Origin of the sequence: Nocardia sp. NPDC058480, from assembly GCF_042720495.1 — a bacterium.
Lineage (GTDB): Bacteria > Actinomycetota > Actinomycetes > Mycobacteriales > Mycobacteriaceae > Nocardia.
Window position 1 is genome coordinate 243,191 of record NZ_JBHXMN010000007.1, and the last position, 12,534, is coordinate 255,724.

The following is a 12,534-nucleotide window of genomic DNA, read 5'->3' on the forward strand; positions in this document are numbered from 1 at the left end:
TTACGGCGCGAGCAACCCCTGACGGGCTCGGCTCGCGCCGGACAGGGCCAGCAGCAGCATGGTGGTGAGGGCGCCGTCGTCCAGCCCTTCGGCGGGGAAGGTGTAGCGCAGGATGACGTCGCCCAGCTGGCCACGGGCGATCAGCGTGACCGAACCGAACTGGATCTCGTTGTTACGCTCGGCGACGCGCTTGTGCAGGGCCGCCTTGAGCGGACGATCCCAAGCCAGCACGCTGGTCAGCGACAGCACGGTGAGGCCGGGGGCGAGGGTGACCGCGCGGATCGAACACAGGGCACCGTCGTACTCGAATCCCAGCGACCGGTCGTTGTCGACGCGGACTTCGATGTCCTGCATCTGCAGGCAGGCACCGGCGCGTGCTTGCAGGTCGAGTTCCGGGGTGAGCAGCGCATCCATGTCGGCTCCGTCGTGACTGTCGCTCATTTGGCGCCACCGAAGCGACGGTCGCGCTTGGCGTATTCCAGGCACGCGTCCCACAGGTTACGCCGGTCGAAGTCGGGGAAAAGCGTGTCCTGGTAGACGAATTCGGCGTAGGCGGCCTGCCAGATCAAGAAGTTCGAGCTTCGGAACTCACCAGAGGGGCGAAGGAACAGGTCGACGTCCGGCATGTCTGGTTCGTCGAGGTACTTCGCGACGGTGGCCTCGTCGACTTTCTCCGGGTCGATCTCCCCCGCGGCCACCCGGCGCGCGATTTCCCTTGCGGCGTCCGCGATTTCGGCACGGCCACCGTAGTTGACGCACATGGTCAACGTCATCACGTCGTTGTCCTTGGTGAGCTCTTCGGCCACCTCGAGTTCCTTGATCACGCTGCGCCACAGGCGCGGTCGGCGCCCGGCCCAGCGCACCCGCACACCCATCTCGTGCATCTCGTCGCGGCGGCGGCGGATCACGTCGCGGTTGAAGCCCATCAGGAAGCGCACCTCGTCGGGGCTGCGCCGCCAGTTCTCGGTGGAGAAGGCATAGGCCGAGAGCCACTTGACGCCGATCTCGATGCAGCCTTCGACGGAGTCCATGAGCACGGCCTCGCCGCGTTCGTGTCCGGCGGTGCGCGGCAGGCCACGCTCCTGGGCCCAGCGGCCGTTGCCGTCCATCACCAGCGCGACGTGGTTGGGCACGAGCTCCGGCGGGATCGCGGGCGGGCGCGCGCCGGAGGGATGCTGGGACGGCGGGCGCACGGTGCGGGTGCCGTCCGGCTTGCTCGCGGGAGAAGAGTCACGACGCAGGATCACGGCATCCATCCTGCCTGATCGCCGGGTGCGGGCTGCACGGGCTCCGGGTTGACGGGCGTACCGGTCCTCACTCGAGCGTCGCGCGCTGCGACCGGCCTGCGAACGCAGGCTCGGGGTGTCGGGCTGTTCAGCCGACCCGGCCGACGACAGCGGCGTCGGACCGATCCACGGTCGGGGCTTCGATGCGGGACCGCTCGATCAACGGCAGCGTGCGCAGCTGACGTTCCAGATGCCACTGCAGATGAGCGGCGACGAGACCGCTGGCCTGGCGGCGGACATTGTCGGGGACGCTGTCGATGTAGGCCCACTCCCCCTTCAACAGGGCCACGAGCAGATCGAGCACCCCGGTGACAGGCGTGCTCGCGCCCGGTGGGCGACAGTGCACACAGACCGCGCCGCCCGCTGCCACGTGGAAGGCGCGATGCGGGCCGGGGGTGGCGCAGCGGGCGCATTCGTCGAGCGCGGGCGCCCAACCGGCAAAACCCATGGCGCGCAACAGATAAGCGTCGAGGATCAGTTCGTGCGGGCGCTGCTTGGCGGCGATGGCGCGCAGAGCGCCCGCGGTGAGTACGTGCAGCTTCGGGGCGGGTGCGCGTTCTTCACCCGCGAGGCGTTCGGCGGTTTCGAGGATCGCGCACGCGGTGGTGTAGCGGCCGTAGTCGTCGATGATGTCGGCGGCGAACGCCTCCACGGTGATGACCTGGGTGACGATGTCGAGTGTGCGGCCCGGGTGCAACTGCACGTCGATGTAGGAGAACGGCTCGAGCCGCGCCCCGAACTTCGACTTGGTGCGCCGTACCCCCTTCGCCACCGCCCTGACAAGCCCGTGCTGCCTGGTCAGGAGCGTGACAATGCGATCGGCCTCGCCCAGCTTGTGCTGGCGAACCACTATCGCCTCATCCCGATACAACCGCACGTGGCCAGTCTTGCATGCGGGCCCGACACCGGACTCACGGACACGGATCAGGACTGGAGCAGGCCGGCGATGAGCACCAGCAGCGATTGCTGGGTTTCGATGCGGGCGCGCTCGGGGTCATCGGCGTGGGCGACGATGAGCGAGGCTTCGGTGATGGCGCTGAGCAGTAATTGCGCGAGTACCGGGACCGGGGCGACCGGGATCAGGCCCGCGTCGGTGGCGCGTTGCAGTTCGGCGGTGATGAGGCCGAGGCCGTGGCGCGCTTCGAATTCGCGGAAAGCGGGCCAGCCGAGGACGGTCGGGGCGTCCATCAACACGATGCGCAGCATTTCCGGGCGGGCGCAGATGTCGAGGAAACGTGCCAGACCCGCGGTCATCCCGCCGATGACATCGGCGCGGTCGACAGCGGTGATGGCGCTCGCGATCTCCGCGGTGGCCTCGGTCTCGACCTGTTCGAGGACGGCGAGGAACAGTCCGCGCTTGTCGCCGTAGTGGTGGTGCAGGGCGCCACGCGTGACACCGGCGGCGGCCACCAACTGCTCGGCCGACGTACCGGCGAAGCCGCGCTCGGCGAACAGGCTGCGGCCTGCCTGCTCGAGCGCGGCTCGGGTAGTGCGGGAACGATCCTCCTGACTACGGCGCTGCATGCAGCCGAGTGAACTCCACGATCAGTTCGGTGAGCAACTCCGGCCGGTCCTCGGGGACGAATGTGTAGGAATCGTCGATGGTGCGCAGGCTCGCCCGCGGTAGATCGGCGACCAGCCGTTGCGCCAGCGCCATCGGGAACAGTTTGTCCTCGGTCGCCCACACCACGAGCACCGGCACATCGACCGTGGGGAAGCGTTCGGCCGCGGCGATGGTGAATCGGTTGTCCACACTGGCGGCGAAACGGCGCAGGTCGTCGCGGATGGCGGCGCTGCGTCGGGCGGGCCCCAGGTAGGACTGCGCGATGTCTTGCGGCAGTTCGTGTTTGGTCACCCAGCCGAAGCCGAGTGGCAGGCGCTGCGCGAACTTCCAGCGCATCGGTGCCAGCAGCGGGCCGATCGCGCCGGGAATCTTCGCCACCTTCAGCAGACTCGAGAAGGGCTGGGGCGGGAACACTTCGTAGCAGTCGACGGCGGCCAGGACGACGCGCCCGATCCGTTCCGGTCGGCGGGTCATCAGGATCTGGGTGAGCGCGCCGCCGGTGTCGTTGGCGACGAGGGTGACATCGGTGAGGTCGAGTGCGTCGAGGAACTCGGCGATCAGGTCCGCGATGCCGGTGGGGCTGAGGTCGGCGTCGGGCATCGGGATGGTGTGGGATCCGAGTGGCCAGTCGGGTGTGAGGCAGCGGTGTCCGGCGGCGACGAGGCCGGGCACTACCCCGCGCCAGATGTCGGCGTTGACGAGCAGTCCGTGAACGAACACGACCGGCGATCCGGTGCCGGTGTCGTGATAGCGGATGCGGCCGGACGACAGGGCGATCTCGTGCGCCGGGCCGAGTGCTGAGCTGATTCCCATGGGGTCCTCCCCTGGTCGGATGCTGGGCATATCTACTGTTACATACATCCCGTATGTATGTCTATACCCACCCTAGGGGATGTGGACGGGTGACCAGCTTCGCGTTACCGTCGAGCCAACTACCTGCAGAGACGGAGCTCACATGTCCGCGCCCGACCACATCGCGCCGAACCCCTCGGCCGATCTCGGCCTCACCGACCTGTCCGCGGCCATTGCCGACGGCAGCATCTCCTCGGTTGCCGCCGTCGCCGACGCGCTCGACCGGATCGAGGCGTCACAGCCGACGCTCAACGCGTTCCGGGTCGTGCGTCGCGAGGCCGCGCTGCGGGAGGCCGCCGAGGCGGATGCGCGGTGGGCCGCAGGGGTGCGGCTGCCGCTGCTCGGCGTGCCGATCGCGGTCAAGGACGACACCGATATCAGCGGTGAGGTCACCGCGTTCGGGTGCGGTGGGGAGTTCGCGCCGAAGACCGCGGACGCGGAATCGGTGCGCCGGTTGCGCGCGGCGGGCGCGGTGATCGTCGGCAAGGCCAATACGTGCGAGCTGGGGCAGTTGCCGTTCACCAGCGGTGACGCGTTCGGGCACACCCGCAATCCGTGGGACCGCACACGCACGCCGGGCGGGTCATCGGGTGGGTCGGCGGCGGCGGTCGCGGCCGGATTGGTCCCTGCCGCACTGGGTTCCGATGGTGCGGGGTCGGTGCGCATCCCGGCCTCGTGGACGAACCTGATCGGGATCAAGCCGCAGCGTGGGCGCATCTCCACCTGGCCGCTGGCGGAGGCGTTCAACGGACTCACCGTCAACGGCCCGCTCGCGCGCACCGTGCGTGACGCGGCACTACTGCTCGACATCGCCGCCGGACCGGACGACGGTGACCGGCACAAGCCCGCCCCGATCGATGCGAGCGCGGCGGTCGGTCGCGATCCCGGCACGCTCAGAATCGCTGTCTCCCTGAATATTCCGTACACCGCGACCAAGACCGCGCTCGATCCGCAGATCGCGGCGGCGGTGCACGCGCTCGCCGGCACGCTGCGCGCACTCGGCCACACCGTCACCGTGACGAACCTGCACTACGGGCTGATGATCGGCGCGTCCTTCCTGCCGCGCTCGCTGGCGGGGATCAGCCGGGTGCACCGGGATATGCCAGGGGCCGTTGTCGACCCGCGGACCACTGCCAACTCACGCATCGGCCGAGTACTCGGCGGGCCCGCACTCACGGCGGCGCGGCTCGCGGAACCCTTGCTGCACAAGCGCATCGGTTCCTTCTTCGACGACTACGACCTCGTACTGGCGCCGACCACCGCGACCCCTCCCCCGCAGGTGGAAGAGATCGACGGCATCGGCATCGGCGCGACCAACAATCTGATCACCGCAGCGTGCCCGTACACGTGGCCGTGGAACGTGCTCGGCTGGCCGAGCGTGAACGTGCCGGCCGGTTTCACCGAATCCGGGCTGCCGATCGGCGCGCAACTGATGGGCACCGCCGACAGTGAACCACTGCTGATTTCCGTTGCGGCCCAGCTGGAATCGGAACTGCACTGGGACCGTCACCGCCCCGAACGGTGGTGGTGATTCACCGGGTGCCTACCTGGTCGGCTCGACCCACCCTTCGAGATCGCTCTTCGTGCCCGACGGACAGCCGTTCTGACCGGTCTGCCGAGGAAACATCATCAGGCAGCGCTGCGGGCCCGTGCCGCCGACCGCGGTGGTGACAAGCACCGCGATCGATGAGCCGTCGGCGACGCGACTGGTCGAGAAGCCGAGCGTGCCGGTGACGCCGCGATAGTCGGACTCACGCAACTGGACCGCGATGGCGGTGCGGTTCGGCGGGTTGTCCGCCAGGACGCCACGGCTGCTGCGCACAGCTTGCAGGAACAGCCCGCTCACATCGAAGGCCAGACCGGTGCGATCACCCGCCCAGGTGGGCTGGTAGTCGGCGAGGCCGGGGTAACCACGCAGGTCCTCGATCAAGCCCGCCAGTTCACTGCACAGCCGCTCATGCTCGAACGGCACCGGCTGATCGCCGAGTTTGCCGATGCCACGCACACAATCGGCGCCACCGAGCATGACCGGCGATGCCTTGGCCACGTAGCGCACGGTGAGGTTGGCAGGGAGTGCGGCGGTGGCTTTCGGATCGGTGATCACCCTGGTCACCGCGTCGTTGCCGAGGATCGCCGGGCCCTCGCCGCTGATGCAGCCGCGACTCACCGACTTGGCGAAGGTCGGGAAGTCGTCGTTGCGGCCCGCGAAGAACAGCAGGGTGTGGCGGTCGAATCCGGCGGTCTCGCACGGTGCGGGGAACCGATAGAGCTGCTGTTGTTCGCGCCAGCTCATACTCTCGTGCGCCACCCCACGTTCGGTGAGCTCTGCTCGTACATCCTCGACCAAGGTGTTCACGTACAGGTCACCGACGACCTCGGGGTGATAGATCGCCACCTTGTCGTAGCGGGGAGCACCGTTACGATCACGGGCACCTTGCACGTAGTCGGCGACAAGGCGGGCCTGCACCCTATTGCTCGGTGCCGCTTGGAAGTACAGCGGAGACGCCTGTTCGAGACCATCGGCCGATAGGGTCGTCGCGACTGCGGGAACGCCGAGTTCGCCGAGACGGTTGATGGCCCTGCGGGTTTCGTCGTTGCTGCGATCGACCCCGACGACACCGAGCACGCTGGGGTCTTCGGCCACGAGCTTGCGCAGCACGTTGTCGACCACCCAACCGGCGTGGCGCATATCGGAGCCACCATTTGCGATGATGATGCGCAGCAACGGTTCCGATTCATCGGAGGCCAGCAACGCGCGACGCTGCTGCACGGCCAGACCGGCCAGTTCCTCGACCTGAGCATGCGGGTAGCGCACATTGGCGTCGACATAGCTCAGGCCGGCGAAATACACCAGCGACACCAACGGCCGGTTCGGATTGTTTTTGCGCGCGTTCGCTGCGGCGACGTTGAGCCGGAACACTTCTCGCTGCATCGCCGACAACTCTGGGTCGTCGGCGAAGGTCTGCCGGGGGTTGTCGCTGCGGCCGACACATTCACCGTCACGCAGACTCACCGAGACACCGCCGGTCCACGGCCAATGCGAACACTCGACACCACGCAGCGGCGGGAAGTAGACCAGCGTCGCGCCCACGGCGAGCACGATCGGGATCAGCACGCACAGACCGACGAACCAGCTGCGCGCGGCGAGTGGCGGTGCGGGCGGCAGTGCGAGACCACGGAATCGGGCATCGCTGACGCGCGGGGTGGTGTCGGGCGGCAGGATCGCGCGTAACGGCAGGAACCAGGCGTCGGCCTGGCGATGAGTGCGCCGGTTGTCGATCTCGCGCAACCACTCCTGCAGCGGATCGAGCGGCTGCGGGGTCGGAGCGTCGGCGAGACTTTCCAGGGTGCGCAGCGGGCGCAGATCGCTGATGTGCGAGAGCTCGCCGACCTCGCGGCTCGGCCCTTCGTCACGCAGCGCCACGACCACCAGCGGATCGAAAAGTCCGGTCTCGTTACGGATTTCGTTGATCCAGGTGAGGATGCGCGCACCGTCGCTGCTCTCGGCCAGACCACCGAGCAACGCCACCGGATACGCGGTACGCCGCCAGCTCGACGGGCGCCAGATCCGTCGCTTGTAGGCATCGCGCAGGTCCTCGAGAAACGCGTGCACGAGAAGCTTGGCAACCTGCTCCTCGTTCTCGTCCACCCGGTGTGACGCCGTGAGCCTGGACGCGAAACCCAGGAAACTGCCCGACAATTCGGGCGCAAGATAGCGCTGGCGCAGGAACCACCGCGTCACCTTGGACATACCGGGAATGCGCCCGGACACCCACAGCCACAACCGCAGCACCGGCCACAGCGCGAGCACACCGAAGACCACGCGCGAAATCGTGTCGCCCGCAACGCCTTCGGCGGTATCGGAACGACTGGTCGGCGAGCCGCTGCGCAGCAGTTTGGGCAGCCTGCGGCGCAGTTCGTCGGGCGCCTCGGATTCGTCGGAGGTCACCCGCTGACGGGTCAGCCAGTCGGCGGTGCGGTAGCGCGGGAACTTGATCGCGCCCATCGCGGTGTCGTCGGCGGCGAAACCGGCCACCAATTGCCCGACGATCGGTAGGCAGTGGCCGGGGATCTCCTGGTCTCCCGCGTGCGGGCCCGCGTCGATCGCGTTGAGGTCGGGGGTGAGCAGGGTGCGCGGCAGGTCGGGCGCGTGCAGGTCGATCTTGACGCGCGGCGTCGCCCGCCTGCCACCGGATTCACTGAGCCAGCTGTAGATTTCGGCGACCAGTGCCGTATGCCCGGCGACGCCGACCACTTCGACGATCGGGCGTGGCAGGGCGCGCCGCCGGTGTACCAGTGTGCGCAGCACGCGCGGGCGGGCGTCGGGAATCTCAAGCGCCCGCAGCAGCTCCAGCAGCTTGCCGACATCATTGGCATCGGGCACTTCCACGGCCTCCCCCGGACGATCAGCGACCACGCCGAACGAACCGGCGTGTTCGCCGAACGATACCCCGAACCGCCGACACTCAAACGGTCAAAAGCCCAGCTTCCCCAGCTGTTTCGGGTCGCGCTGCCAATCCTTGGCTACCTTCACGTGCAGGTTCAGGTAGATGCGGGTGCCGAGAATGTGCTCGATCTGTTTGCGGGCATTGGTGCCGACCTCTTTGAGGCGGGCGCCGTTCTTGCCGATGATGATCGCCTTCTGGCTGGGCCGCTCGACGTAGAGCAGGGCATGCACTTCGAGCATGTCCTCGTTCGCCTCATAGGGCTCGATGTCCTCGATGACCACGGCCAGCGAGTGCGGCAGTTCATCGCGCACGCCCTCGAGCGCGGCCTCGCGGATCAGCTCGGCCATGAGGGTTTCCTCCGGCTCGTCGGTGATCTCACCGTCGGGGTAGAACGCCGGGCCCTCGGGCATCTGCGAGGCGATCACGTCGACGAGCACCTCGACCTGTTCGCCCTTCACGGCAGATACCGGGACGACCTCGGACTCAGGACCGAGCAGCTTCACCAGCGCCATCAGCTGATGCGCGATCTCGTCGCGGCCCACCTTGTCGATCTTGGTGACCACGCCGAGGATCTTGGTCTTGGGCGCCATCATCTTGATCTGCTCGACGATCCAGCGGTCGCCGGGACCGATCTTCTCGTCGGCCGGGATGCACAGCGCGATCAGGTCGACCTCGGAATAGGTGTCGCGGACCAGGTCATTGAGACGCTGGCCGAGCAGGGTGCGCGGGCGGTGCAGGCCGGGGGTGTCGACCAGGATCAGCTGGGCGTCCTCGCGGTGCACGATGCCGCGGATGGTGTGGCGAGTGGTCTGCGGGCGCGAGGAGGTGATCGCGATCTTGGTGCCGACCAGCGCGTTGGTCAGCGTCGACTTACCGGTGTTCGGCCGACCGACGAAACAGACGAAGCCGGAATGGAATTCCTTGCCGGAATCAGCCACCGTGCACCTCGCTCAGCACGGCGCCGGTGCGGTCGGTGCGGACGACCGAGGCCGACGGGGAGACTTCGCGCACCGCGCCGATGCCCGCGTCGTCGGCGTCACCGCCGACGACGACCGCCGCCTCGAAACCCTCCGCGCCGCTCGAGATCGCGGCGGCCACGGCGGCCTGCAATGCGGTCAGGCGCAATGCGGTCAGCACTACCTCGCCGGCGGCGTAGGTGCGGCCGTCGGTGTCGCGCACCGCGGCACCACTCGCGCCGCCGGTGCGGCCCAGCGCGCCACGCGCCAGCACCAGCAGCTTGTTGTCCTCGGCGTCCAGTTCACTCATGGTTTTCTCCGTTGTCGTCGGGCACGCGCACCTGGTCGGTGTCGGCGGTTGCCTCGTCGGTCATGCCCTTGCGGGGCTTGTCGGTCTTCTTCTCTTTATCGGCGGCCCGGCGCACCAGCACGGTGTTGACCCGCATGCGCCCGCGCGCGTCGGCGCCGCCCTCGCCGCGCAGCACCAGCCCGTAGACGGTCACCTTGGAGCCGGGCAACGGGACGCGGCCCAGCTCGTGGGCGAGCAGCCCGCCCACCGTGTCGACGTCGTCGTCCTCGATGTCGAGGCCGTACAGCTCCCCCAGGTCTTCCACCGAAAGCCGCGACGAGACGCGGTAGCGGCCGTCGCCGAGGTCTTCCACGGGCGGAGTTTCGTCGGTGTCGTATTCGTCGGCGATCTCACCGACGATCTCCTCGAGCACGTCCTCGATGGTCACCAGTCCCGCGATACCGCCGTACTCGTCGACCAGCAGTGCCATGTGATTGCGGCGGCGCTGCATCTCGTCGAGCAGTTCATCGAGCGGCTTGGAATCGGGCACGAAGATCGCGGGCCGCATCATCTCGCGCACCGACACCTTGCGGGCGCGATCGGCATAGGGCACAAGGTCTTTCAGGTAGACCACGCCGCGTACGTCGTCGACGTTCTCGCCGATCACCGGGATCCGGGAATGGCCGGAGCGCACGGCCAATGACATCGCCTGGGCGGCGGTCTTGTCGTCCTCGATCCACACCATCTCGGTGCGCGGCACCATCACCGCGCGGGCCGCAGTGTCGCCGAGTTCGAAGACCGACTGGATCATCCGGCGTTCGTCGTCGGCCACCACGCCGCGCTCGCGGGCCATGTCGACCACCTCGCGCAGCTCGATCTCGGAAGCGAAGGGGCCGTTGCGAAATCCCTTACCGGGAGTGATCGCGTTGCCGAGCAGAATCAGCAACCGGCTCACCGGGCTGAGTACCGCGCCGATGATCTGCAGCGGCACGGCGGCGGCCAGCGCGATCGAGTAGGCGTGCTGACGGCCGAGGGTACGCGGGCCGACGCCGATCACGACGTAGGAGACAACGACCATCAGCATCGCGGTGACCAGCAGCGCCGTGCTCTCGTTCCACAGGTCCAAGGTCGCCGCGGCCAGCAGTACGGTGGCGGTGATCTCGCACAGAATACGCAGCAGGACAGCGAGATTCACATACCGCGGGCGGTCGTCGACGATCTTGCGCAGTCGCACGGCGCCGGAGCGCTCCTCGCGGACCATGTCGTCGAGCCTGGCCCGTGACACCGTGTTCAGTGCCGAGTCGACGCCCGCGAACACCCCGCCGATTCCGATCAATCCGATCGCCAGCGGGATCAGGGTCAGTGCTGTCACGCGGGGCCTTCACCGGGTGCGGTGAAACCTGCCTTGCCGAGTAGTCGGTCGTCACGCTCGGCCAGCTCGGCGCGGCGCTGTTCCTCACGCAGGCTCACGTACCACTCCTCGAGCAGCTGGGCCTGCAGCGCGAACATCTCCTTCTCCTCGTCCGGCTCGGCATGGTCGTAGCCGAGCAGGTGGAGCACGCCGTGCACGGTGAGCAGGGCCAGCTCGTGGTCGAGCGAATGGTCGGCCTTCTGCGCCTGACCCATGGCGAACTCCGGGCACAGCACGATGTCACCGAGCATCGACGGGCCGGGCTCCGGGCTGTCGGGGCGACCGCCGGGCTCCAGCTCGTCCATCGGGAACGACATCACGTCGGTGGGGCCGGGCAGGTCCATCCAGCGCACGTGCAGGTCGGCCATGGTGTCGAGATCGACGAGCACCATCGACAGTTCGGCGGCCGGATGTACGTCCATCCGGGCGATCACGAAACGTGCGACGCTGACCAGGTCTTCTTCGGGAACGTCCATGCCCGATTCGTTGGCGATCTCGATGCTCACCTGTTCAGGGTACGGTGCTGGCCCGACGCCGCCGGGAGCGGCATCGGGCCAGCGTGGCGCCGGTTAGCGGCGGTCGGTGCGACCGGCTGCTCTGCGCTGGGCGCGATTGCCCGGGTAGTGCGGTCCCGGCACGGCGCGGGTGTCGGATTCGAAGCGGTCGTAGGCGTCGACGATGTCGGAGACCAGCCGGTGCCGGACCACGTCGGCGCTGGTGAGCTCCGAGAAGTGGATGTCGTCGATATCGATGAGGATCTCCGCGGCCGCCCGCAGACCCGAGCGCTGCCCGTTGGGCAGGTCGACCTGCGAGATGTCACCGGTGACCACCATCCGCGAGCCGAAGCCGAGGCGGGTGAGGAACATCTTCATCTGCTCGGCCGTGGTGTTCTGCGCCTCGTCGAGGATGATGAACGAATCGTTGAGGCTGCGACCACGCATGTATGCCAGCGGCGCGACCTCGATGACACCGGACGCCATCAGCTTGGGAATGGCTTCGGGGTCCATCATGTCGTGCAGGGCGTCGTAGAGCGGACGCAGGTACGGGTCGATCTTGTCGTTGAGGGTGCCGGGCAGGAAGCCGAGCCGCTCGCCCGCCTCGACCGCGGGCCTGGTCAGGATGATGCGGGTGACCTGCTTGGACTGCAGGGCCTGCACCGCCTTGGCCATGGCCAGGTAGGTCTTGCCGGTGCCGGCGGGACCGATGCCGAACACGATGGTGTTGTCGTCGATCGCGTCGACATAGCGCTTCTGGTTCAGCGTCTTGGGGCGGATGATCTTGCCGCGCCGCGACAGGATGTCCAGGCTCAGCACCTCGGCGGGCGATTCGTGCACGCCCTCGTCGGTGAGCATCGAGATGGTGTGGCGAACCGCTTCGGGGGTGATCACCCGGTTACGGCCGGTCAACGCGACGAGCTGCTCGATGACCCGCTCGGCCAGCGCCACATCGCCCGCTTTACCGGTGATGGTGACGGTGTTGCCGCGGACATGGATGTCGGCCGGGAGCAGTTTCTCCAGCTGTCGCAGGTTCTGGTCGGCCGAGCCGAGGAAACCGAAAACCGACTCCGGGGCGAGCTCGATGCTGGAACGCACGGTTCGCGCCGCGGGACCAGCATTGTTTCCGCCTGTGCCGATGTCTGATACGGGGTTGGTGGGGTTGCCGATCTCGCCTGAGTTCTTCAAAAGTGGCTACAGCCTGCTTCCGGTTTCGACCTGGTGTTCGATGAGA

General features: G+C 67.8%; 12 protein-coding genes. 1 reads left to right on the forward strand and 11 read right to left on the reverse strand.

The genetic code is table 11. The features are described 5' to 3' along the window. The 5 genes from ACFWO8_RS19370 to ACFWO8_RS19390 form a co-directional block, all read right to left on the reverse strand. Entirely contained in the window at positions 1-354 is a 354-nt protein-coding gene (locus ACFWO8_RS19370; protein ID WP_378952964.1) for a YbjN domain-containing protein, read from the reverse strand. A gap of 83 nt (positions 355-437) precedes the next feature. Continuing rightward, positions 438-1,256 carry an isoprenyl transferase gene (locus ACFWO8_RS19375; protein WP_378952728.1) on the reverse strand — a complete coding sequence of 273 codons (819 nt, stop codon included), beginning with the start codon at positions 1,254-1,256 and terminating at the stop codon, positions 438-440. Positions 1,257-1,374: 118 nt separating this feature from the next. After that, positions 1,375-2,163, reverse strand: a complete 789-nt coding sequence (gene recO, locus ACFWO8_RS19380) for a DNA repair protein RecO (protein WP_378952731.1) — start codon at positions 2,161-2,163, stop codon at positions 1,375-1,377. A 47-nt stretch (positions 2,164-2,210) separates the two neighbouring features. Beyond that, positions 2,211-2,810 carry a TetR/AcrR family transcriptional regulator gene (locus ACFWO8_RS19385; protein WP_378952734.1) on the reverse strand — a complete coding sequence of 200 codons (600 nt, stop codon included), beginning with the start codon at positions 2,808-2,810 and terminating at the stop codon, positions 2,211-2,213. Then, on the reverse strand, positions 2,797-3,663 hold the full coding sequence (locus tag ACFWO8_RS19390) for an alpha/beta fold hydrolase (RefSeq protein WP_378952737.1): 867 nt from the start codon (positions 3,661-3,663) through the stop codon (positions 2,797-2,799). Before ACFWO8_RS19390 ends, ACFWO8_RS19385 begins: the two co-directional genes overlap by 14 nt. 142 nt (positions 3,664-3,805) lie before the next feature. Here ACFWO8_RS19390 and ACFWO8_RS19395 point away from each other — a divergent pair, with 142 nt between their 5' ends. After that, a complete protein-coding gene (locus ACFWO8_RS19395; protein WP_378952740.1) occupies positions 3,806-5,233 on the forward strand; it encodes an amidase in 1,428 nt (475 codons plus the stop codon). 12 nt (positions 5,234-5,245) lie between these two features. Here ACFWO8_RS19395 and ACFWO8_RS19400 read toward each other — a convergent pair whose 3' ends face one another. From ACFWO8_RS19400 to ACFWO8_RS19425, 6 genes are all read right to left on the reverse strand, one after another. Then, entirely contained in the window at positions 5,246-8,092 is a 2,847-nt protein-coding gene (locus ACFWO8_RS19400) for a hypothetical protein (RefSeq protein WP_378952743.1), read from the reverse strand. Between the two features lie 84 nt (positions 8,093-8,176). Beyond that, entirely contained in the window at positions 8,177-9,088 is a 912-nt protein-coding gene (gene era / locus ACFWO8_RS19405) for a GTPase Era (RefSeq protein ID WP_378952746.1), read from the reverse strand. Next, complete coding sequence (locus ACFWO8_RS19410) at positions 9,081-9,416, reverse strand: cytidine deaminase (protein ID WP_378952749.1); 336 nt, start codon at positions 9,414-9,416, stop codon at positions 9,081-9,083. The genes era and ACFWO8_RS19410 overlap by 8 nt, the downstream gene beginning before the upstream one ends. Continuing rightward, positions 9,409-10,767 (reverse strand): hemolysin family protein, encoded by a 1,359-nt coding sequence (locus ACFWO8_RS19415; RefSeq protein ID WP_378952752.1) that lies wholly within the window; start codon positions 10,765-10,767, stop codon positions 9,409-9,411. The genes ACFWO8_RS19410 and ACFWO8_RS19415 overlap by 8 nt, the downstream gene beginning before the upstream one ends. Next, positions 10,764-11,312 (reverse strand): rRNA maturation RNase YbeY, encoded by a 549-nt coding sequence (gene ybeY / locus ACFWO8_RS19420; protein ID WP_378952755.1) that lies wholly within the window; start codon positions 11,310-11,312, stop codon positions 10,764-10,766. Before ybeY ends, ACFWO8_RS19415 begins: the two co-directional genes overlap by 4 nt. A gap of 63 nt (positions 11,313-11,375) precedes the next feature. Then, positions 11,376-12,440, reverse strand: coding sequence for a PhoH family protein (locus tag ACFWO8_RS19425; protein WP_378952967.1), 1,065 nt, complete (start codon positions 12,438-12,440; stop codon positions 11,376-11,378). Positions 12,441-12,534 lie beyond the last annotated feature (94 nt).